The organism is Embleya sp. NPDC050154, assembly GCF_044460165.1.
In the GTDB taxonomy this organism is placed as follows: Bacteria; Actinomycetota; Actinomycetes; order Streptomycetales; family Streptomycetaceae; genus Embleya.
Window position 1 is genome coordinate 191,452 of sequence record NZ_JBITJP010000004.1, and the last position, 22,161, is coordinate 213,612.

The following is a 22,161-nucleotide window of genomic DNA, read 5'->3' on the forward strand; positions in this document are numbered from 1 at the left end:
CCGGTAGTTGGGGGCTCGCGAGGGTGCCCGGCTCCGGTTACCCCCAGGAGGCGCCGGCGGGCCTGCCGCGGCTTTCATTTCCGCAGGGGCACCGAACCCAGGACGACCGTCGCGGAGGAGCGGTTCAGGTAGGCACCCGCCTCGTTGGACGACCACTGGCCATCCGCGGGTATGAATGAACTCAGGGCGGTCGGTATCCCTGCCGGAGGCCCGGCGGCCGGCTTCCACGGCCCCCATGCTTCCGCGGCGGCGCCGTCGGCGAGACGGACGACACCGTAGTAGACCCAGTCCGACGGCCCCGGCACCTGCACGCGTCCCGTGTCGAGCGAGCCGTGAGCCTGGCCACACCAGCCGGCGGAAACCACAGGACCCAACCGGGCCAACTCCGGGAACACCTCCGACAGGCCGGACGTAGTGGAACGCACCGGTTCACAGCGACGTGCCGCCGGTTCGCCCTTCGCGTCGTCCGCCTGGTTCCCGGTGCCGCACGCGGCAGCGAGCGCACCGGCCAACACGGTGAGCGCCATGGCCGCCGCTCGTGTCCCGACCGTCGTTCGCACCATACCCACGTGCTCGTCTCCCCGCCCTCGACGACAAACCGACGCCCAGTCTGACGCCGGGGCCGGTGTCGGCACATCCGACTTCTTGCGTACCTTCATCCGCGGCCACCACGTCCGGAGACCACCGCCTGCGCCAGGCGCGGCCCCGACCTTCGTACCCGTTCGTATGTGGCGGGGTCGGCGACGTGCGGATCGGGTGGCGGGCCGTGGACCCGAGAACGCCCGGCAGTCCCGTCCGGCGGGTGGCTCTGGCAGACTGCCGTCCCACGCGGATCATGGGGTGCGCGGGTCGGGGGAGGGCCGATGGAGCCGCTGCAGGAGCACGACCCCGTACAGCTCGGGGCGTACCGGCTCACCGGGCGACTCGGCTCGGGCGGGATGGGCCGGGTGTTCCTGGGCCGTTCGCCGAGCGGGCGCTCCGTCGCACTCAAGGTGATCCGGCCCGACCTGGCCGAAGACCCGGACTTCCGGCGGCGGTTCGCCCGCGAGGTGGCCGTCGCGCGGCGGGTGGGCGGCTTCTACACCGCCCCCGTCGTCGACGCGGACACCGAGGGTCCGATGCCGTGGCTGGCCACCGCGTACATCGCCGGGCCGAGCCTGCAGGACGCGGTCCGCGAGCACGGACCGCTCCCCGAGCGGTCGTTGCGCGCGCTGGCGGCGGGGCTCGCCGAGGCGCTGCAGTCGATCCACGCGTCCGGCACGATCCACCGCGACCTCAAGCCGTCCAACGTGCTGCTCGCCCTGGACGGTCCCCGGGTGATCGACTTCGGGATCGCCAGGGCCGCCGACGACACCTCGGTGACCGCGACGGACCTCGTGGTCGGTTCGCCCGGCTACCTCTCACCCGAGCAGGCACGCGGCGAGGAAGTCGCCCCGGCGTCCGACGTGTTCTCGCTCGGTTCCGTGCTGGTCTTCGCGGCCACCGGCAACGGGCCGTTCGGCGGGGGGTCGGTTCCGGGGTTGTTGTACCGGGTGGTGCACGCGGACCCGGTCCTGGACGGGGTGCCCGCCTCGTTGCACGCCCTGATCGCCGACTGCCTGACCAAGGACGCGGTCTCCCGCCCGACGACCGACCAAGTCCTGCACCGCGCGCTGCCGCAGGCCGGGCAGACCGGCGAACTCTCCCTCGACAACTGGCTTCCCGACCCGCTCGCCCGGCAGGTCGCGGCACAGTCGGGCGACCCGTCCGCGCTGCCCGACCCACCGCCGAAGGGTTTTCCTGGGCCACCGGCCGGCATCCCGGCGGCAGGTGCCGCAGGGATGGGTGCCGCTGGACCGGGTGTCCCCGGGCCACCCGGATCAGGGAACGTCCCGGGGCCTTACGGCCCGCCCCCGCAGTACCCGCGGCAGCCACCGGCCGCGGCCGCTCCGCAGGGCGCCCCGGCCCCGCCCCGGCCGCTCGCGCCGCCGCCCGTTCCCGCACACGCGCCCGCACACGCGCCCGTGCACTCGCCCGTGCACTCGCCCGTTCCGGAACACGCGCCCGTGCACTCGTCCGGTGCCGCGCACTCGCCTGTTCCGGCCGGAATGCCGCCGCCCGTGCAGCGCCCCGGCTACGCCCCGGTGTTCCCGCCGCCCAAGCCGGAAACCCCGCCCGATCGAAGGCGGTTCATCGCGCTGGGCGCCGCTGCGGCGACCGCCGCGGTCGGCGGCGGCGTCGCCGCGTGGTTGCTCGGCAGGGACGACGATCCGGCCGCCAAGCCGGCGAGTCCCAGCGGGCCCACCGGCTCGCAGCCCGTGGCCCCGTCGGTACCGGCGCAGGTACCCGGCGCGCCGACCGGTTCGTACACACTGACCATGTGGTGCACGGAATTCGGCGCCGACAACAACACCGCGCAGCGGGTGCTGCTCACCGAACTCGGCACCGGCTTCAGCGAGAAGCAGCCGCAGGCAACCGTCAGACCCACGGTCGTGACGTTCGCCGAGGACCAGAAGCTCGCGACCGCGCTGGCGGCGGGCAGCCCGCCCGACGTGTTCGAGGTGGAGGTCAGCGAGTTGGCGAGGTACCACGCACGCGGCCACCTGGCCGACCTGACGGCGTACCGGGGCCTGTTCGACGTCGACTCGTGGACTCTGGCCATGCGGAAGGCCTGCGAGATCGACGGGCAACTGGTCGCGGTACCACAGAACGCCGCGCTGTCCGTGGTGCTCTACCGCAAGGACCTGTGCGATCCGGCCGGCTTCACGGTGCCTCGGACCCAGGACGCCTGGCTCGCCGAACTGGCGAGGCTGAAGGCCTTCCACGCGGGCAACCCCAAGTTCCAGGCCGTCCACCTGCCAGGCCAGGCCTGGCAGGTGATCGCGTCGTCGATCTGGGCTGCGGGCGGCCGGATCGCCGAGAAGGAGGGGACGACCTGGCGCGGTCGCCTGGACCAGCCGGCCGCGCAGGCGGGGATGGTGTACTTCAAGAAACTCCAGGCGTTCTCGACCGCCCCCAAGAACGTCGGCGACTACACCGCGGACACCGGCAGCCCGTACGACGTGCTGGGAGCGGGCGACACGGCGATGATCGTGGGCGGCGACTGGATCTACGACTCGCTCATCGCCGCGCACCCCGACCTCAAGGGCAAGCTGGGCGTGTTCCCGCTGCCGAGCCCGGTCGCCGACCGCCCCGCGCCCGTCCCGCTGGTCGGAACGGTGCTCGTGGTGGCCAAGGCGAGCCGCCTGGTATCGGGCGCCGCACGGCTGCTGGCGATGACGACCACCGCCGACTGGCAGTCGAAGTGGTCCGACGCGAGCCAGAGCATGCCGGCGCGCACCGGGGTCGTCCCCAAGCGGGCGGCGGACAACCCGATGCTCAAGACCGCCCAGGACATCGCGACCGAGGCGGCGCGCATGCTGCCGCAGGCACCGGGGTTCGCCATCGCACCGCTGCGCACCTACGCCACCGAGATTCTCAACGAGATGAATCCGGCGACCGCCGGGCAGAAAGCGAACGGTGTCGTCAATTCGACGTACAACAACCCGGTGACCTGACAGCACTTTGCCGACACCCGCACACCCGGCACCGGACAGCCGCGGGAACGGGCCCACGGACGCAACCGGCCTGGTCGTGCGCACCGCCCGCGTCCCGCCCTCCCGACCCGCACGGCGGTTCAGCCGCCCTGTTCGGACCGTACCTCCCGCGGTGCCGGGCCCGCTTCGACGCCCTCGGCCCGACGAGGGAGGGCGAAGGTGGCGGCGACGACGGCGAGAAGACTTGCGGTCATCACGAGAAGACGCGGCCGTGATCGGCTGCCGGGTCGGCCGGGACTCGGCCCGCGTCGGAGGCTCCGGCGACGGCGACCAACACGGCCAGGCCCAGGGCGCCGCCCAGTTGGCGGGTGGTGTTCATCAGCCCCGACGCGGCGCCCGCGTCGCGGGTGTCGATGCCGGAGGTGACGGTGGCGGTGGTCGGGGTGACCAGCAGGCCGACCCCCGCGGACATCACGATCCCGGGCCCCGGAACGCCCGGCGCGTAGCCGCCGGCGGCGTCGGAACGGCTCTGCCACAGGAACCCGGCTCCGGTGATCGCGGTGCCGAGCAGGATCGGCGTCCGCCGTTTGCGGGCGTTCGACCTGCCCGCGGAGGGCTCACGGCGAGATGTGAACGATGGGGGTGAACCTGTCGATCAGCCACGGTCCGCCCGCCGATACGTTGCGCACGCCAATCTGTGCGCGGATCTCCTCTTCACCCGATTCGGTGTCCAGCGCGTCTGCCGGCATGTTCAGCCGGGCTATGCGCTTGACCGTGGTCGAAGGGGGATCGAAAGGATCGGACGTGGACCAGTTCGTCAGCGCGTCGTGGTCCGAGACATCCCATTCCCACATCCGGTAGGCATCCTGGAACAGGGTGCCGCTGCTCGCTTCCGAGGGCGTGAGCGTCACCGTCCAACGGACTTCGAAGGCCCACCGTGATCCGGCCGCGCGCCTGGCGGTCACGGTTCGGTTGGTGATGTCCATGACAAATCACTCCGTTCGACCCGGGCGCGCCGCTCGTGGCCGCCGGCCGCACTCGCTTCCGTGCGACGGGGCGACGGGCCTCCGCCCGCCGATCCCTCTCATTACCGGGCCACTTGGCGTTCTCGTGAACGAGCAGCGTCCACACGCTCGTGCGCCACTTCCGTCGGCGATTCCAGCGTAAGGCCGGTCGGGGGTCCACAGCCTCCCGAGTCCACGGCCACGGCCACGGCCACGGCCTCGGTCTCGGCCGAGGCCGCGCCGCGGAGTGCTCACGGGCGCAGCAGGACCTTGACGGTGCCGTCCTGCTTCTTCTGGAACCGTTCGTACGCCTGCGGCGCCTCGGCCAGGGGGACGTGGTGGGTGGCGAAGCCCTCGGTGCCCAGCGGGTCGTCGTCCTCCAACAGCGGGAGGATGTCGTCCACCCACCGGTGCACGTTGGCCTGGCCCATGCGCAGTTGGATTTGCTTGTCGAACATGGTGAGCAGCGGGAGCGGGTCGGTCATGCCGCCGTAGACGCCGGAGAGCGAGATGGTGCCGCCGCGACGGACCAGGTCGATCGCGGTGTACAGGGCGCTGAGCCGATCGACGCCCGCCTTGCGCATCATCTTCTCGGCGACCGCGTCGGGCAGCAGGCCGGCGATCTGCTGAGCGAGCTTGCCCACCGGCGCGCCGTGGGCTTCCATGCCCACCGCGTCGATCACCGCATCCGGTCCGCGACCGTCGGTGAGGGCGCGGATCGTTTCGGCGATGTCGTGGTGGGCGGTGAGGTCGAAGACCTCGACACCGCGCCCGCGGGCCCGGGCCAGGCGCTCGGGTACCAGGTCGACGCCGAACACGCGCTCGGCGCCCCGGTGCAGCGCGATGCGACACGCCATGTCGCCGATGGGGCCCAGACCGAGGACGGCGACGGTGCCGCCGGGCGGTACGGCGGCGTACTCGACGGCCTGCCACGCGGTCGGCAGCACGTCCGAGAGGTAGACGTAGCGATCGTCCGGCGGCCCGTCGGGGACCTTGATCGGGAGTTTGTTGCCGAACGGCACCCGCAGGTATTCGGCCTGCCCGCCCGGGACCTGTCCGTAGAGTTTGGTGTAGCCGAACAGCGCGCCGCCCATGCCCTGTTCGCGCACGCGTGAGGTCTCGCACTGCGAGTGCAGCCCGTGCGTGCAGGTATGGCACACCCCGCACGAGACGTTGAACGGGATCACCACACGATCGCCGGGCCGTACGTGGGTGACCTCGGCGCCGACCACCTCGACGATGCCCATCGGCTCGTGGCCCAGGATGTCGCCCTCGCTCAGGAACGGACCCAGGACCTCGTACAGGTGTAGATCCGAGCCGCAGATCCCGGAGGACGTGACCTTGACGATCACATCGTCCGGGTCCTTCAACGTCGGGTCGGGGACGGTGTCCACGCGTACGTCGCGCTTACCGTGCCAGGTCAGTGCCTTCATCGCGATCATCTCCGGAGGCGAGTGCTCGTTCGATTCGGCGATCCGTGGGGCCGCCGTGCAGGGAGGCCGCACCCGGCGGCGGGGCCGGCCGGGCCGTGACGTCCTGCTACCGAACCGACTGACCGGTCGGCGTCCGATCAAACACCGGGGCGCCGGTCGCCGTCGGGCCACATCCCGGCAGACCCGCTCGTCGCGGGCGGACCACGTCCACAAGGATCTCCAACGAGGATCTCCAACGAGTATCTCCAACGAGGACCTCCAGGGGAGGATCGCCCCGACATGCCGACCATGCCCGGTCGGGCCCTGGTACCCCACCGGTGTCCTGCGTCCGGCCGTGAGGCATCGCCTCGGTGAGGCGGGGTAGCCGTGCCGACATGGTTGCTCTGGCACAGTTCGCATCGGCATCGCCCGGAACCGTCGCGGGGGTGGCGATTGTGGCCGTCCTGCTGATCGCCGTACTGCTCATCATTCCGGTGGTGAGCGGCGTGCGTCGCAGGCGCCGCCCGCCTCCGGCCCCGCCGCGGGATCTGCCCACCGCCTCGGCCCCGGACCCCGGTGGCGAAAACCGCGAGCCCGCGCCGATGCCTCGGGACGGTCGCCTGCGCGGACCGCACGAGATGCCCGGCTACGGCAACCTCGGTTCCCGACCGGCGGGCTCCGATGCGCACGAGCACGACAAGGACGCCTGAGCCACACCGGGACCGAGTCGCCGAGCAGGTGCGGCGGACGGGCAGCGGCCGGCGCCGGACGACCAGTCAGCGCCGGCCGGCATCCGATTCGATGTACGCGCGCAAATGGTCGAGAGCCCGCTCCAGCACGTCCCCGGTGGCCAGGCCGGAATCGGTGTCGCCGGTGAGGGCGTTCACGGGCAGTGCTTCCCGGCCGTGCGACCCGCCGAAGTCGCCCGGGTCATGGGTCTGGGCCAGTTCGCCATCGAGATCCGGCGGGTCGTCCGCGTCCTTGACGCTCGCGGTGACGATGCTGTCGACGTCACTGGGGCCGCCCCGAACGACGACGGTGCCGCGATACGGCGTATCGCGCACGGCCCAGCCGATCCGGGTCGCGGGCCCGTCCGGCTCCAGCACGATCGAGGCCCGCACGGCGGTCGCACCCTCTCCGACGGTGACCTCCCAGGACCCTTCGGCCACCGAATGGACCTCCGTCACCGGCGGGAAGTATCGGAGCAATCGCGCCGGGTCGACGAGCGTGAGATAGACCCGATCGCCGGACGCCGCAATGTGGACGGAACGTGTGTGAACAGCCATGCCCTACGGCTGTCCACCGATCACCAACCCATGCGCGATCGCGCGCGGCGTCACCCACGACCGAGCAACGACGGCGCTCACGCCAACCCGGATGAGTTGCAACATCGGCGAATTCCCCGACCCTCTCCCGCCGCCCTCGATGTGGAGTGCCACCCGGCTGCGGCCGGGGAGCGCCGGGCGACCCTAAGGGCCTGGTCCGGTGTGATTGCCATGCCCCTGCGAGGGCATCGGCTTCGGGGTGCCTTCGGGAACGACGTCACATGAAGCCGGCACCGGGCGGTTGGCATCGGAGAAAGGGAAACGCCGTGATCGACACCTCGCATGCCCGTACCCAAGGACGGGTCCGGTCGCGTTCGCGGAAAGACGTCGAAGGACGGGTCGCGCTGGTCACGGGTGGCTCGCGCGGTCTGGGTCTACTGATCGCACGCGAGTTGGCCCGGCTGGGAGCACGGGTGACGATCTGTGCCCGGGACGAGGAGGAACTCGCCCGCGCCGCGATGCTCATCCGCCGCGACACCGGTCGCCCGGTTTCCTGGGAGTGCTGCGACCTCGGCGATCCGGACGACATCGACGCGCTCGTCGCGGAGGTGACGAAGCGGCACGGGTCGGTGGAGATCCTCGTCAACAACGCCGGGATCATCACGGTGGGACCTCTCGAATCCCTGGACGTCGACGCGTTCCGCCGGGCGGTCGAGGTCATGTTCATGGCTCCGGTGCGCCTGACCCTGGCGGTGCTGCCGGGCATGCGCGAGCGCGGCGAGGGCAGGGTGATCAACGTGACCTCGATCGGCGGCCGGATCGCTCCGCCGCACCTGCTGCCCTACGCGTGCGCGAAGTTCGCCGCGACCGGGTTCTCCGAAGGGCTGCGCGCCGAGCTCGCGGGTTCGGGAGTGAGCGTGACCACGGCGGTGCCCGGACTCATGCGTACCGGCTCCCATCGGGCCGCGCGCTTCACGGGGCGCCGTTCGCGTGAGTACGCCTGGTTCGCCGCCGCCGCGTCGCTGCCTCTGGTGTCCATGGACGCGGAGCGAGCGGCCCGGTTGATCGTGCGCGCCGGGATTCGGCGCAAGCCGGAGCTCGTGCTCACGGCGGTGGCCAAGGTTGCCGTCCGGGCTCATGGACTCGCCCCCGCGACCATGACCCGCGCGCTCTCGCTCACCGCCCGGTTGTTGCCCTCGCCCGGCTCCCGCGCGAATTCCCGAGAAGCGTCGGGCGCGAGCGAGCATGCGAAGGGAACCCCGTGGACGGACCGCGTATCGACACTGGGCGAACGAGCGGCCCGTCGCTGGAACGAACCCGGCACCCCCTGACCCGACAACGAGGCGGCATCGATCGCTCGCGATCCAGGTAGTCGCCGCCCCGGCGGGTGAAAGCGAGTTGGCGTCGGTCGCGGGCCGCGTCACGGTGAACCCGACGGAGCACACGACTTGGTCGAGGTCGGGCGATCACAGGCAGGCAACCTTCGGCCGCCTCGCCGTACCGGGCGGAAGCCGAGAGCGCCGCGTTGACGGCGTGCCGATCGGGTTCAAGCCGGCCGGCGAACGCGGCCGCGGTCTGCGCGTGTTCTCGGTGCGTCGCCGCCGCCCGGACATCACGGGGCAACCTATCTTTTGGCGGCTGGGAATGATCGATTTCGGTCACCGACCCGGTAGCGTGCGGCACGGACGTCCCGATCGAGGAAGATGCGATCGGGGCGCCCACTCTCCCTTGCCGACACAGCTCGCCCGCGCCGGATTACCCGCATTCGGCCGCACGTGGCGTCGGCTTCGTCCGGGTTCCGTGCCCGTTCCGATGTCCCTCGCATGTCGAGCGCGACGAGCGTATCGAGCCTTTCGCGGATTCATCACCGTGCAGGCGCGGCCGGGTGCGTGCCCGGCCGCGCTGTGGGAACCCGGTCCCGGGCGCGAACTACGCCGCGGTCACCGGTCGGTAGCTGCACACGTGCACGCCTGTGTCGCTGACCGTGGTCGAGACCAGTTCGAGCGTGCGCAGTGTGCCGTCGGTCGGGTAGATCGTCTTTCCGCCGCCGAGGAGCACCGGCATGATCATGAGTCGCAGTTCGTCGACCAGTCCTTCGGTCAGGAGGGTGCGGGCGAGCGAGAGGCTGCCCATCACCACCAGGTCCCGACCCGGGGTGTCCCGCAACTTCCCGATCCGGTCGAGTGCCTGTTCGCCGGGTATGCGGGTGGTGTTGTTCCATGTCAGGTCGTCGTCGCCCAGGGTGCCGGAGACGACGTACTTGGCGACCGAGTTCATGTGGTCGGCGAAGGGGTCGCCGGCCCGCCCGGGCCACGCCGCGGCCATGACCTGCCACGTGCGGCGTCCGAACAGCAGCGCGTCGGTGTCGGCGGCCCACTCGGCGAGGGCGCCGCCCATCACCCGCGGATCGAAGAACGGGTGTGTCCAGCCACCGTGGGCGAACCCGCCCTCGGTGTCCTCGTCCGGATGGCCCGGAGCCTGCATGACGCCGTCCAAGCTGACGAATTCACCCATCACAATGCGCATCGAACTGTCTCGTTTCCTCGTTGGTTGGGCGGGTGACCCTCGGATTTTCTCCCCGTGGCTCGCACCTTCGTCGATCCGCCGATGCGACAGGGAATAATGCGATTCCCTGTCACAGAGCCGGCGCGACGTGTCGGTGTGCCCGGCGATCCGGCCGGGCGAGACGAAACCGGAGGAACACCATGCGCTACCTGATGACGTCCAAGGCCTCGGAGAACGCGAAGGCCCCCGACGAGAAGCTGTTCGCCGAGATGGGCGCCTTCATCGACGAGCTCAGCGCCGCGGGCGTGCTGTTGGCCACCGGCGGGCTCGAGCCGGGCGGCGTCCGGCTGGTTTCCGAGGGCGGCGACATCACCGTCACGGACGGTCCCTTCGCCGAGTCCAAGGAGGCGGTCGTCGGCTTCGCCCTGGTCGAGGTCCGCTCCAAGGAGGAGGCGGTCGAACTGGGCCGCCGGTTCCGCAGGATCGTCGGTGACGGCGAAAGCGTGATCCAGCAGGTCTTCGGTCCGTGACGGACGTCCACCGCACGGTCGACGCGATCTGGAAGATGGAGTCGGCCCGGATCGTCGCCGCGCTCACCCGCATGGTGCGCGACGTCGACGTGGCCGAGGAACTGGCGCAGGACGCGCTGGTCGCGGCGCTGGAGCAGTGGCCGCAGTCGGGAGTCCCGGACAATCCGGGTGCCTGGCTCACCACTGTCGCCAAGCGCCGCGCCGTCGACCACATCCGCCGAGACCGGCGGTTCGCGGAACACGGCGAGACGCTCGCGCACGACCTGGCCGAGCGGCGGCGGATGGACGACGGTGTCGGCGGCCCCGCATACGACCTCGGGGCCGCCGAGCCGGCGTCCGAGCAGGACGACGTGCTGCGGCTGATGTTCGTCTCCTGCCACCCCGTCCTGCCGACCGAGGCACGCGTCGCCCTGACCCTGCGGCTGCTCGGTGGACTCACCGCCTCCGAGATCGCCCGCGCGTTCCTTTCCGTCGAACCGCTGATCGCCCGCCGCATCGCGACGGCCAAGCGCACGCTCGCCGAGGAGCGGGTGCCGTTCGAACTCCCGGACGGCGCCGAATTGTCCGAACGCCTGTCCTCCGTCCTGGAGGTCGTCTACCTGATCTTCAACGAGGGCTACTCGGCGACCTCCGGCGACGACCTGATCCGGCCCGGCCTGTGCCTGGAGGCGCTCCGGTTGGGGCGCCTGCTCGCCGAGTCGGTGCCCGACGAGGCGGAAGTACACGGCCTGGTGGCGCTGATGGAGATCCAGGCATCCCGTACGGCGGCGCGCACCGGCCCCGCCGGCGAACCCGTCCCGCTGGACACGCAGAACCGGGGACGCTGGGACCGGCTGCTCATCCGCCGCGGCTTCGCGGCGATGTTGCGGGCCCGCACGGTCGGTACGCCCGGCCGGCCCGGCCCCTACGTGTTGCAGGCCGCGATCGCCGTCTGCCATGCCCAGGCGCGCACCGCCGAGGAGACCGACTGGGTGCGGATCGCCGGACTGTACGCCGCCCTCGCCCGACTCCTGCCCACTGCCGTGGTGCGGCTCAACCAGGCGGTCGCGGTGGGGATGGCGGACGGCCCCGCGGCCGGCCTCGCCCTCGTCGACACGCTCACCTCGGACCCCGCACTCCGCGACTACCACCTGCTCCCCGGGGTGCGCGGCGACCTGCTGCTGCGCCTGGGGCGCGGCGAGGAGGCCCGCCGCGAGTTCGAGCGCGCGGCGCTGCTGACCAAAAACGCCGCGGAACGCGCCTACCTGACGCGTCGTGCCGAGGCGATCCCGATCGGGGACGCGTCCACGCGGACGTTCGGCGAGGCCATCGACGCGTTTCTGGCCCAGGACCGGCTCGCGCCGGCGACGGCCCGCTCCTACGGACAGACGTTGTGGCGCCTGCGGCTGTCTCTGGGCGTGGGGTTGCCGCTCGCGTCGCTGACGGCCGAGCAGATCGCCGACGCCTTCCGCGTGTCGTGGGGCGGCGTGGCGGCGGCCACCTGGAACCGACACCGGTCCGCCGTACGGGCGTTCGGGGCGTGGACGCACACCCCGGGCCTCGACGCGGCCATCCCCCAGCGGACGCCCGAACACCGCCCCGCGCCGACGCCCGCCCCGGTCAGGACCGGAACGGCGTGGCCGGGGGACGCGGAAGCCCCGTTGCGGGAACGCACGTTGTGGACGCTGCTGCGTGAGTCGGGCGCCACCGTCACCGCCGTGCTGGCACTCAACGTCCAGGACCTCGACCTGCCGGAGCGACGAGCCCGCCGCGCGGACCGGCAGGCGGACCAGCGGCCGAATCGGCGTGGCGCGTGGATCACCTGGCGGTCGGGGACCGCCGCGCTCCTGCCCGAACTCCTGGCCGGCCGCACCCGCGGCCCGGTGTTCCTCGCCGACCGACGCCCGGGCCCGGCGCGGGCGGGCATCCTGGGCGCGGAGGACGTCTGCCCGCAGACCGGCCGGGGACGACTGTCCTACGAGCGCGCCGAGTTCCTGTGCAAGTCGGCAACCGGCCACCCGCTGCGCCGACTGCGGGACTGGGACAAGGACGGCGACGAGTCCTGAGGCGAGGCTCCGCGTACCACGCCGGTTGGAGAATCCACGCTGACGTACGGCCTCGGTCCACCGCGTGACGGGAGAAAGGTCAACCCACTACGGGACGCGCCGCCCCGAGCCTGACGCGTAGTTTCTCGTATCGACCGCACGATTCGTGACTGCACGGGGGGAACACCTTGCGAAGCATGAAGATGGGATTGGCGGTGGCTCTTGCCGCTGGAACCCTCGCCACCGGAATGTCGACCGCCGGTGCGGCCGAGCCCTCCACGAGTGCGACGATGGGATCGTCTGGTCTGGCCCGCGCTGTCCGCCGTTCACCGCCGCCTTGTCCCCGGACTTCTTCGCGGCGCCGCGGCGAAAGTTCGCTGACGCGGCGGCGCGGCCGTCGACGTGTTCCAGGGCAACGGCATGATCGACTGCAGACCCCTCCACGGAACTCGCCTCGGTGCACGGGAACTTCATCAATGACGTGTGGGCGAACCGCACTTCAGGCGGTCGAGCGGATCGAGGGCACTACGGACCGGCCACTTCAACCGGGCTTCGGACATCAGGTCAGGTCGGCGACGACGAGGCGGTAGCCGACGTCGATGCTGTCGTGGGAGAGCAGGTCGGCGTAACGGGTGTGCCAGCGACCGGTGTTCAGGTCGTCGGCGAGTCGGGCCAGGCCCGGGGCGAGGGCGTGCTCGCCGGTCTGGGCGAGCATGGAGATGCCCGCGCGTACGCGGGGGTCGAGGTAGGCGTGCGGCCGGCGCCAGTATGCGGCGCCGAATCCGTCGGTGCAGTCGTGGGGTATCGGGACCGGTTCCCGGCGGGCTCCGCCGAGCAACTCGGTCAATCGGTCCAGGTCCATCGCCCGCGCGTCGTCGAACTCGGCGGCCTGGGGCAGGTAGTCGCGCACGAGCCAGAAACTTTCGCGGAAGATCTTCTGATCCCAGGTCATGATGACGATGCGGCGGCGGGCGACGCGGCGCAGTTCGGCGATCCCCGCCGCCGGGTCGGTCCAGTGGTGGACGGTGAGCAGGGCCATGGCCGCGTCGACGGCCCGATCGGGCAGGGGCAGGTGTTCGGCGACCGCTTGCACCGCGGGCGCGGATCCGGGCGGCCGCTGGGTGATCATGACGCGGCTGGGCTCTATCGCCAGGACCGTGTGCGGCGGTTCGTAGGAGCCGGTTCCGGCCCCCACGTTGACCACGTCCGCCGCGTCCGCGAGTGCCGCGACGATTTGTGCCGCGATCCGCGGATCCGGCCGGCGAGTCCGCGTGTACGAGATCCCGATCGTGTCGTAGACGTCCATGCAGTCCAGTATGCGAGCGCCGCCGGCGGGCAGGGGCCGAGTGTCTCCGACGTCACGCGGGCCCAGGGGGGAACACGCCCAGCGAGTCCGCGGGCGGCGGTGCCGAGGGGCGGGTGGGGAGATCGGCGTCTTCGGCGGCAAGTTTCGCCACGTCACGGCAGCGCAGGAATGTCACGTCACCTCGGGAGAGCGCGTGTTCGATCAGCTTGCGCAGTGCCATCGCGCGCGACGGACGCCCGGTGAGGAAGGGATGGTTCGTCAGGTTGAACAGACTTCCGTAGTGGGCCATCGCGTCGATCTCGTCGGTCCACATCTGCAGGACCTTGCGGGGGGATTCGATGACGGATCCCACGTGTGGGGCCGGGAGGAAGGCGTACTGCTCCCAGTCGTCGAGCGACCAGTGCACGGGTAGTTCGGTGACGACGCCCCTTGCCGTGGGGATGCGGTAGGGGCGGTCGTCGCCCATCAGCGACGAGTCGTACAGGAGCCCGTGGTCGGCGACCAGTTCGGTGGTCTCGTAGGTCGCCTCCCAGTTCGCCGCCCGGTGGCCGCTGATCTCGATGCCCTGCGCCGCGAAGACCTCCATGCCGCGCTCGAAGTCGGCGCGTTCCTCACCCGGCGCCAGGCTCGTCGGCGGGCGATGGCTGTAGGAGTGGTGGGCGACCTCGTGACCGCGGTCGACGATCCGGGCGGCCAGGCCCGGGCGGCGCTCGGCGACCCAACCGGGGATGAAGAACGTCGCCGGCACACCCGTCTCGTCGAGCAGGTCGAGGATGCGCGGTACGCCCACGTCGGGTCCGTATGCCTGGTGCGACATGGTGGACGCGTGCGCGGCGTAATGGCGTCCGTGCGCCAGGATCGGTGCCTCGGCGTCCACATCGAAGGTGAGGGTGGCCACAGCCCCGGCACCGTTTCGCCACTTGTCGCTCATGTGTACCTCGGCTGGTCGTGTTGATGTCGTGTCGTTGTCGCGCGAGTTGCGTCGCGGTGTGCGGTCGCCGCGTTCGCGCCTCGACGGGTCCCGCGGCGGCGCGGGAATCGTACCCGCGCCACCGCATCGCAGGTGCTGTCGGGAAGGAGATCGCCAGGAGATCACACGGCGTCGCGCTTCTCTCGCCATAGGCGCGCGTTCTCCAGAGTGGCCATCGGCTGCACCATCGTGTGGTCGAAGCGGTCCAGCGCTTCGCCCTTGGTGACGCGGTACGGCAGGTCCGGGTTGGCCAGCGCACCGCGGCCGATGGACAGGACGTCCGCGTGTCCCTCGGTGAGCAGTCGTCCGGCCTGGTCGAGCTTGTGCATGCCGCCGTTGGCGATCACCGGGAGGCCGGTCACGCGGCGGGCCAACGCGGTGATCGTCTCCCCACCCTCCAGCTTCGCGGTCTCGAGCCAGTCGCGTCCCTCACTGGCCACGTGCAGGTACGACGCCCCCGCCTCGGCCACCGCCCGGAAGATGGTCTCCGCTTCCGCGGGGCCCGACCAGCGGTGGGTGAAGTCGTTGACCTTGGTTTGCGACAGGCGTACGCCGACCACGAAGTCCGGTCCCAGCGCCACCCGAATGCGATTGAGCACTGTGGCGGTCAGGCGGACGCGGTTGTGCGCGTCGCCGCCGAACCGGTCGGTCCGCTCGTTGGTGTAGTCGGTGAGGAACTGGTCCAGGAGGTAGCCGTTGGCCGCGTGTACCTCGACGCCCTGGAACCCCGCCCTGCGGGCGTTGACCGCCGACGCGACGAAGCCCTCGACGGCCTCCTCGATGTCGTCGGGTGTCATCGCGCGGGGGACGTCCCACGGTCCCGAGCCGCCGTACTCGGGCATCTTCTCCCCGCGGGGCCGGACGGCGGAGGGCCCCAGGGTCTCGGTGCGGTAGTGGTTGCCCTGGGACAGTGCCCCGGCGTGCATCAGTTGCAGGACGATCGGTGTCCCGGCGGCCTTGACCCGGTCGACGATCGCCGTCCAGGCGGATACGTGCCGCCCGGCGACGATGCCCGGCTGGCGGGCGTAACCCTGGCTGAACGTGGTGTCCGTGTAGGTGCCCTCGGTGATCACCAGTCCGAAGCCGCCCTTGGCGAACTCGGCGTAGTAGTCGGCCATTTCCGGGGTCGGGACGCCGTCCTCGGTGGCGGACACCCGGGTCATCGGCGCGACCGCGAAGCGGTTGGTCAGGCGTAGCCCGGCGAACGAGAGGGGTTCGGTGGCCGGATGGCCCGCGACTGGGGTGGTTGCGGCAGGCGTGGTCGTAGCAGGCGTGGTCATCGCAAGTTCCGTTCTAGAGTCGGGTGTCGGCCGGGTCGGCGGGTGTTTCGCCGAACGGGTCGGTGATGCCGGGGGAGTGGTCGATCAATTGCAGTTCGAGCGCGGTGGGTGTCCCGTCGTTGATGTCGACGAGGTCCTGTGGGCAGGCGGAGACCGCGACGACGCAGTCGATGAGAGCTTCGAAGGTGATGCTGTCGCCGGCGCCGGTGGAGGCGCTGACCCAGTCGAGTCCGCCGCCCACGCGCACCGGGATGTCCATGAAGACGTTGACCGGCTGTGGGATGTGGGACACCGGGCGGCCGATCTCGGCCATGGCGGTGCGCAGGTTGTCCGCGCAGGACGCGTGATCGGGTGCCCCGAGTGCCGCGTATCGCGCGGCGTCGCACGCCGCGATGAGCATGTCGTGGCGTCCGGGGGAGGTGTCCGCGGCGAGACGCAGGATCGGGCGGCGATGGTTGGTGACGAAGTGCTCGCCGACGTCGGGGAAGAGTTTGCTCAGGTGCGCGCGGGTGTGCGACGCGCTCAGATGTTCTCCGGAGTCGTCGTCGGTGAACGCGAATACGTCTCCGACCTGGCGGCCTTCGACGTCGACCACCCGCAGCCGCTGTCCGGCGGCGACGCGTAGTGCGCGTCCCTCGCGGGCCGGCACCTCGATCCGGTGTACCCGGAAGGTGAGTTCCATGTCGCCTACTCAAACACGCACGGTGCGCGCACGACAGGGGAGGATTCGACACTGGATGGGGCCATACGGTGTCGGATCATCCCCCCTCTGGAGAGGACCCCTCCGAGGGTGCTCACGGCCCCGTCATCGCGTCCGCCTGCAGCGCGAGAAAGAGGTCCACCCGGCCGTCGATGAGGAGCGGGTCGCGACCGGTCAACTCACGGATTCGGGCCAGTCGTTTGCGCAGCGTGTTGACGTGGACGAACAGAGCCTCCGCGGTCGCGGAGAACTGCGCACCGCGATCCAGGAACGTGCGCAGCGTGATCTCCAACTGGGTATTGCGGGAGGCGTCCTGCTCTCGCAACGGGCCGAGTAGCGTGTCGGCCATGCGGCGCAGAACGGCGGGGTCGATCTGGCCCAACAACGCGGAGTACGATGGCAGTTCGGCGAACGTCGCGACGCTCGGCCCGGAAGCCTGTCGGGCCAGGATGCGACAGGCCTCGCGTGCCTCCACCAGCGGGGTACGCAAGGGCGCGCCGGGCGTGGTGACGCCGCTGTAGCCGAGGACGACGCGGCGATCGGGGACGCGTCCGCCCAGTCGCGCGACGAGGCCGGCGAGCCAGGCGCCGAGATCCTCCTCGTCGTCCCGCCAGGTGAACAGGCAGATGATGTCGCGGCCCCCCGGCGCGATGACGGCCGGGAGGCCGGCGGCCGCGAATGCCACCTGTGCGGCCTCGGCGAGTTCGTCGAGGACGGCATGGTCGCCGTGCGCGGGGGCGATGGCACACATCGCGGTCGGCCCGCCCGTGTCGAGGCCGAACCCCTCGAGTCGGTGCGCGAGTTCCCGGGAGGCGCCGAGGCCCGACATGATCATGTCGACGAGTTCGGCGGCGAACCGCGACTCGATGGCCCGTTCGGCGCGCCGCCGGGCGGTCTCCAGGCTCAGGAAGTGCGCGCACTGCTGGAGGGCCGTCTGCTCGAACTCGCCGATCGCCGACGGCGGGCCCGGGCACACGAGTGCGGCGTCGGGTTCGCCGAAGGCGCCGACCAGGAACAGGGTCACGGTCCGGTCGTTCCCGATGTTCACCTCCAGCGGGGGCGGACGTCGGGTCAGAGCCGCGGCGACGGCGGTCGCCTCGTCGTCGCCCAAGTGCATGCCGGCCTCGGCGAGACGCCGTCCCGAGCGCTCGACCACCGCCAGCGGCAGATCCACCTCCCGGCGCAGGACGTGCAGCGCCCCCTCGGTGCCCGCTCCCCGGGAGATGGCCTCGGCCAGCGCGTCGCCTCTGCGTACGGACGCCTCCAGGCTGTCGTGCCGCCGGCGCGCGTAGGCGGCGGCCGCGGCGTGGGAGAGCGCGGTGAAAGGCACCTCGACCGCCAGTTCGAGCAGCGGCAGGTCTGCCTCGCGGCACGCGGCGACCAGGTCGGACGGTGTCCGGCGAACCGACCTGCGCAGTCCGAACACCACCCCGGCGGCGTGCGACCGACGCACGTTCGCGACGAAGTCCGCGGCCTCGGCGTGCTCGGCCCACAGGCCGTTGGTCATCACCAATTCGCTGCGGCCGACGTATGGCGAGGGGTCGGGCAGTTCGGTGTTGTGCACCCAGGCCACGTCCGCGTCCAGTGCCCCCGGCGCGCCGGTCACGAGGACCGTCAGCCGCAACTCTTCCGACTCGGCCAGCGAACGCAACGTGAACATGGTGTGGATTCAACCATCGATCGACCCCGAAAAGGCACTTTCTCTCCACTCTCCGGCAGTGGCGCTCCGGTGGTTCCGTGAAGTCACTCACAGCCGACGTATGTCGCCGACCCCCGGAGGAGTGTCATGTCGCCCAACGCACCACACGAGACAGGCGAGACCCCGACGAAGGCAGTCTTCGACCCGCACGGGATCGATCCGATTCCGGCGTCGGGTCGCGATTCGACCGCGTGGGAGCAGTTCTGGATCTGGGCCGGCGCCAACATCGCGCCGATCAACTGGGTGCTCGGGGCACTGGGGGTGACCCTGGGCCTGAGCCTGGTCGAGACGCTGCTCGTGGTCGTGGTGGCCAACATCGTCGGGTGCGCGGTCTTCGGCGTGTTCAACCTGATGGGACACCGCACCGGCGTCAACCAGATGGTGCTCGGCCGCTCCGCGTTCGGCCGTCGCGGCGCGATCCTGCCCGGCGTGATGCAGGGACTGCTCGCGATGGGCTGGGTGGGCGTGAACACCTGGGTGGTGCTGGACCTCGCCATCGCGATGCTGGACGAACTCGGCATCACCGGCGGGGCCGGTCTGCAATACCTGGTGGCCGCCGTCATCATGGCCGTGCAACTGGGGCTGGCCCTGTTCGGGTTCTACGCGATCCGCACCTTCGAGAAGTGGACCGTGCCCCTGACGGTGGTGGTCATGGCCGTCATGACGGTGGTCGCGCTGACCCAGGTCGACCTGGACTGGACCGGATCGACGGCCACGTCCCCCGGTGCCAAGTTCACCGCCGTGACCCAGTTGGTCACCGCGATCGGCGTCGGCTGGGCGGTCAGCTGGCTCCCGTACTCGGGCGACTACAGCCGCTTCGTCAGACCCGGTACGTCCGGTCGCAAGGTCGTGTGGGCCACGGCGCTGGGGATGTACGTGCCCACGGTGTGGCTGGCCGCGCTGGGCGCCTGTCTGGCGAGTTCCGGTGAAAGTGGTGACCCGTCGCAACTGGTGATCGGCGCCTTCGGAGGATTGGCGCTGCCGGTGCTGTTGCTCGTCATGCACGGCCCGATCGCCACCAACATCCTCAACCTGTACTCGTGTTCGCTGGCCGCACTGTCGGTGGGTCTGCGAGCGGCCCGATGGAAGATCACCCTGGCGTCCGGTGCCGTGGCCACGCTGGTGCTGCTGGTCTTCCTGCGCTCCGACAGTTTCGCGCACGCCTTCGACAACTGGATGACATCGATCCTGGTGTGGATCAGCCCCTGGGCAGGCGTGGTCGTCGTCGACTTCTTCGTGGTGCGCCGCGGCCGGCCGGACGTCGCCTCGCTGTACGAGACCGGGCCCGCCTCGCGTTACCCCGCGTTCAACCGGCCCGGTCTGATCAGCCTGGGACTCGGCGTCGTCGCGGCGTGGAGTTGCCAGTACGGTCTGGTTCCGGTCATGCGCGGGCCCGTCGCCCGGGCGCTCGGCGACATCGACCTGTCCTGGCTCGCCGGACTCGGCGTGGCCGGCGGGTTCTACTATCTGCTCTCGCGCGCGGCGGCGGGGCGAAAGGTCGAAGAGTCCACCGCTCCCGCTCGGATGGACCCGGCTCCGAGCGCGGGGGAACCCGTCGGGGACGGGGCGCCGGCCACGGGCTCGGCCGCGTCCGCCACGCCGGCGGATGGGAGTACGGACACGGCGAACGTGGCGACCGTCCGGTGATCGACCGTCCCGTCGGCCCACCTCCGTGCCGGGGCGGGCCGACGGGACGGGACCGGCCCTGCGTCGAACCGCCCACGACCGCGCACGACCACCCACGACGACGCGATACGAGGGACGCACATGACGACCGACCGCAGGGTCGAGCCGGCGATCTCCGGCTACTTCACGAACCACACGCTCGCGGACCTCGCCGACGCCCTGCGCGCACGACGCGTCTCGGCCGTGGAACTGGCCCACCACGCGCTCGACGCGATCACCAGAGCGAACGATCGGCTCAACGCCTTCGTCGCGGTCGATCCGGCCGGGGCTCTGGAGGCGGCGGAGCGGGCCGACCGCGAACTGGGCGCGGGCCGCGATCGTGGCGCCCTGCACGGTGTCCCGGTCGGCGTCAAAGACCTCATCGACGTCGCGGGCCTGCCGGCGACCTACGGGTCGGCACACTTTTGCGACCACGTTCCCGCCGTCGACGCGGCCTGTGTGACCCGGCTTCGCGAGGCAGGCGCGGTCATCGTGGGAAAGACCACCACACACGAGTTCGCCTACGGCCCGACCGGCGACCGTTCTCTCCAAGGGGCTTCGCGCAATCCGCACGACCCGAGCCGCATGACCGGTGGATCCAGTGGTGGCAGCGCGGCGGCGGTCGCGGCGGGAATGGTTCCGCTGGCTCTGGGCACCGACACCGGCGGTTCCGTACGCATCCCCTCGGCACTCTGCGGCGTCCACGGATTCAAGCCCGCCTTCGGAGCGTTGCCCACCGAGGGCGTCTTCCCGCTGGCGACGGCCTTCGACCACGTCGGCATCCACGCTCGCGGCGCACGGGACTGTCTCACCGCGCACCACGTGCTCGCGGGCAGCGCGCCGGAGCTTGCCCGGACGACCGCTCCGCTCCGCATCGCGTGGCTGGACACCCGCGGGCTGGGACCCACGGACCCGAGGGTGGCGCGGGCCGCACGGGATGCACTCGAACAGCGTGTCGGCCCCGTTCCCGACGTCCCCTTCCCCGGAGCGGCGCGGTTGCGGCAGGCGTTCCTCGCCATTCAGGGCCGGCAGGCCCATGCGGTGCACGCCGACCGGATCGAGCGTGAGCCCGGTCTGTTCGATCCGGAGGTCCTGCAACGCCTGCGCGTGGCGGGGGCGGTCGGGGACGACGAGGTCGGCCACGCACACCGCGTCCGGAGCTTCGCGGCGTGGACGGTGGCCCGTCTCTTCGAGGAACACGACGTACTGGCACTGCCCACGGTGCCGGTGGTGGCGCCACCCCTGGGTTGCCGGGACCTCGACGTCGCCGGTACGCCCGTCGAGGTCCGCGCGCTCCTGCTGTCTTTGACCTTCCCCTGGAACCTCGTCGGCGTTCCCGCGCTCACGCTGCCGGCGGCTCCCGTGGACGGCCTCCCCACCGGCCTGCAACTGGTCGCCCCGACAGGCCGCGAACACACCCTCTTCCACATCGCGGAGCTTCCGACACGGGCCGAGGCAACGGTTGCTGTTTCGGGGTGACTTCCCGGGGCGGAATCCCGATTCCTCGCTACAGGGCACGAATTCGGGCGGAGCCGCGGTCGTCCGCCTCCTCGGGGCGAAGCCCGAAACCCGGACCGCTCCCGGCGGTTCGCAGAGGCCGTGCAGTCCTTGCGGGGCAACGGAGCGCCCGAAACGGTTTTGGATCGATCGGTTCAAAATGTGCTACGGTCCTGCGCGGAGACGGCGGATCGCCGCTACCTCCGTGCGACGCGATTACCGCGACTGCACTCCTCGCGGACCACCGCGCTCGGCCCCGGCCACCGTGGAGATCCATCCTCAGCCCCCGGTCCTCCCGGACCGTCGACCAGGGACTCACCATGACCAAGCCGGCCGCCTCCGTTCCCGTTCGTGTCACCGTCGACGCCGACTGGTACGCCCCGACCCGCATTTCCCTCGGCATCCGCGTCGGCGACCTGATCTTCACTTCGGGGCAGGCACCGGTCGACGACAACGGGAAAACCGTCGCGCCCGGCGACTTCGCGGCCCAGGCCCGCCAGGCCATGGCCCATGTCGGCAGCGTCCTCGAAGCTGCCGGATCCGGCCTCGACCATCTGGTCAAGGTCACCGTCTTCGTCACGGACATCGCGCACCAGCACCTTTACGAGGCGATACGCGAAGCGTCGTACGCCGACCCCTTCCCGGCCGAGTCCTTCGTGCAGGTCGCCGCGCCGGCGGATCCCGAGTGGCTGATCGAGATCGAGGCCATCGGCGCGGTGCGCTGAGGCGACGCGTTCGGCGGGTCGCGGGGGTGCGCGACTACGACAACAACTGGCAATGCGGCAACGC

At 71.1% G+C, this 22,161-nt stretch carries 19 protein-coding genes; 8 read left to right on the forward strand and 11 right to left on the reverse strand.

The features are described 5' to 3' along the window. Positions 1–74: 74 nt before the first annotated feature. Positions 75–527, reverse strand: coding sequence for a hypothetical protein (locus ACIBSV_RS10405; protein WP_395861320.1), 453 nt, complete (start codon positions 525–527; stop codon positions 75–77). Positions 528–863: 336 nt separating this feature from the next. Between ACIBSV_RS10405 and ACIBSV_RS10410 the strand changes: the two genes are divergently transcribed. After that, positions 864–3,536: a serine/threonine-protein kinase gene (locus ACIBSV_RS10410; protein ID WP_395861322.1), complete on the forward strand. Its 2,673-nt coding sequence runs from the start codon at positions 864–866 to the stop codon at positions 3,534–3,536. Positions 3,537–3,768: 232 nt separating this feature from the next. Here the strand turns inward: ACIBSV_RS10410 and ACIBSV_RS10415 are convergent, their stop codons facing one another. The 3 genes from ACIBSV_RS10415 to ACIBSV_RS10425 all read right to left on the reverse strand — a co-directional run bounded on the left by ACIBSV_RS10415 (position 3,769) and on the right by ACIBSV_RS10425 (position 5,952). Next, positions 3,769–3,987, reverse strand: a complete 219-nt coding sequence (locus tag ACIBSV_RS10415) for a hypothetical protein (protein ID WP_395861324.1) — start codon at positions 3,985–3,987, stop codon at positions 3,769–3,771. A 145-nt stretch (positions 3,988–4,132) separates the two neighbouring features. Continuing rightward, positions 4,133–4,501, reverse strand: coding sequence for a hypothetical protein (locus ACIBSV_RS10420; RefSeq protein WP_395861326.1), 369 nt, complete (start codon positions 4,499–4,501; stop codon positions 4,133–4,135). A gap of 269 nt (positions 4,502–4,770) precedes the next feature. Next, on the reverse strand, positions 4,771–5,952 hold the full coding sequence (locus ACIBSV_RS10425; RefSeq protein ID WP_395861831.1) for a zinc-dependent alcohol dehydrogenase: 1,182 nt from the start codon (positions 5,950–5,952) through the stop codon (positions 4,771–4,773). A gap of 374 nt (positions 5,953–6,326) precedes the next feature. Between ACIBSV_RS10425 and ACIBSV_RS10430 the strand changes: the two genes are divergently transcribed. Further along, the gene (locus ACIBSV_RS10430) at positions 6,327–6,641 is read left to right on the forward strand and encodes a DUF6479 family protein (protein ID WP_395861328.1); all 315 of its coding nucleotides are present in this window, start codon (positions 6,327–6,329) and stop codon (positions 6,639–6,641) included. A gap of 66 nt (positions 6,642–6,707) precedes the next feature. On the opposite strand, the gene ACIBSV_RS10435 is transcribed toward ACIBSV_RS10430, so the two are convergent. Further along, positions 6,708–7,118: a hypothetical protein gene (locus ACIBSV_RS10435; RefSeq protein WP_395861330.1), complete on the reverse strand. Its 411-nt coding sequence runs from the start codon at positions 7,116–7,118 to the stop codon at positions 6,708–6,710. 404 nt (positions 7,119–7,522) lie between these two features. Here ACIBSV_RS10435 and ACIBSV_RS10440 point away from each other — a divergent pair, with 404 nt between their 5' ends. Continuing rightward, positions 7,523–8,527 (forward strand): SDR family NAD(P)-dependent oxidoreductase, encoded by a 1,005-nt coding sequence (locus tag ACIBSV_RS10440; protein ID WP_395861332.1) that lies wholly within the window; start codon positions 7,523–7,525, stop codon positions 8,525–8,527. 598 nt (positions 8,528–9,125) lie between these two features. On the opposite strand, the gene ACIBSV_RS10445 is transcribed toward ACIBSV_RS10440, so the two are convergent. Further along, entirely contained in the window at positions 9,126–9,722 is a 597-nt protein-coding gene (locus ACIBSV_RS10445) for a dihydrofolate reductase family protein (RefSeq protein ID WP_395861334.1), read from the reverse strand. A gap of 179 nt (positions 9,723–9,901) precedes the next feature. On the opposite strand from ACIBSV_RS10445, the gene ACIBSV_RS10450 reads away from it, so the two are divergent. After that, a complete protein-coding gene (locus ACIBSV_RS10450) occupies positions 9,902–10,231 on the forward strand; it encodes a YciI family protein (RefSeq protein WP_395861336.1) in 330 nt (109 codons plus the stop codon). After that, the gene (locus ACIBSV_RS10455; protein WP_395861338.1) at positions 10,228–12,276 is read left to right on the forward strand and encodes a DUF6596 domain-containing protein; all 2,049 of its coding nucleotides are present in this window, start codon (positions 10,228–10,230) and stop codon (positions 12,274–12,276) included. The genes ACIBSV_RS10450 and ACIBSV_RS10455 overlap by 4 nt, the downstream gene beginning before the upstream one ends. Positions 12,277–12,814: 538 nt before the next feature. Here ACIBSV_RS10455 and ACIBSV_RS10460 read toward each other — a convergent pair. From ACIBSV_RS10460 to ACIBSV_RS10480, 5 genes are all read right to left on the reverse strand, one after another. Then, positions 12,815–13,561 carry a class I SAM-dependent methyltransferase gene (locus ACIBSV_RS10460; RefSeq protein WP_395861340.1) on the reverse strand — a complete coding sequence of 249 codons (747 nt, stop codon included), beginning with the start codon at positions 13,559–13,561 and terminating at the stop codon, positions 12,815–12,817. A gap of 52 nt (positions 13,562–13,613) precedes the next feature. Further along, the gene (locus ACIBSV_RS10465) at positions 13,614–14,492 is read right to left on the reverse strand and encodes a polysaccharide deacetylase (protein ID WP_395861342.1); all 879 of its coding nucleotides are present in this window, start codon (positions 14,490–14,492) and stop codon (positions 13,614–13,616) included. A 161-nt stretch (positions 14,493–14,653) separates the two neighbouring features. Then, on the reverse strand, positions 14,654–15,811 hold the full coding sequence (locus ACIBSV_RS10470; RefSeq protein WP_395861343.1) for a tRNA-dihydrouridine synthase: 1,158 nt from the start codon (positions 15,809–15,811) through the stop codon (positions 14,654–14,656). Between the two features lie 13 nt (positions 15,812–15,824). Next, a complete protein-coding gene (locus ACIBSV_RS10475) occupies positions 15,825–16,493 on the reverse strand; it encodes a DUF1989 domain-containing protein (protein WP_395861345.1) in 669 nt (222 codons plus the stop codon). A 112-nt stretch (positions 16,494–16,605) separates the two neighbouring features. Beyond that, positions 16,606–18,171 carry a PucR family transcriptional regulator gene (locus ACIBSV_RS10480; protein WP_395861347.1) on the reverse strand — a complete coding sequence of 522 codons (1,566 nt, stop codon included), beginning with the start codon at positions 18,169–18,171 and terminating at the stop codon, positions 16,606–16,608. A gap of 126 nt (positions 18,172–18,297) precedes the next feature. Here ACIBSV_RS10480 and ACIBSV_RS10485 point away from each other — a divergent pair, with 126 nt between their 5' ends. The 3 genes from ACIBSV_RS10485 to ACIBSV_RS10495 all read left to right on the forward strand — a co-directional run bounded on the left by ACIBSV_RS10485 (position 18,298) and on the right by ACIBSV_RS10495 (position 22,097). Further along, positions 18,298–19,857 carry a purine-cytosine permease family protein gene (locus ACIBSV_RS10485; protein ID WP_395861349.1) on the forward strand — a complete coding sequence of 520 codons (1,560 nt, stop codon included), beginning with the start codon at positions 18,298–18,300 and terminating at the stop codon, positions 19,855–19,857. A gap of 120 nt (positions 19,858–19,977) precedes the next feature. Next, positions 19,978–21,354 carry an amidase gene (locus ACIBSV_RS10490; protein ID WP_395861351.1) on the forward strand — a complete coding sequence of 459 codons (1,377 nt, stop codon included), beginning with the start codon at positions 19,978–19,980 and terminating at the stop codon, positions 21,352–21,354. 338 nt (positions 21,355–21,692) lie between these two features. After that, entirely contained in the window at positions 21,693–22,097 is a 405-nt protein-coding gene (locus tag ACIBSV_RS10495; RefSeq protein ID WP_395861353.1) for a RidA family protein, read from the forward strand. Positions 22,098–22,161 lie beyond the last annotated feature (64 nt).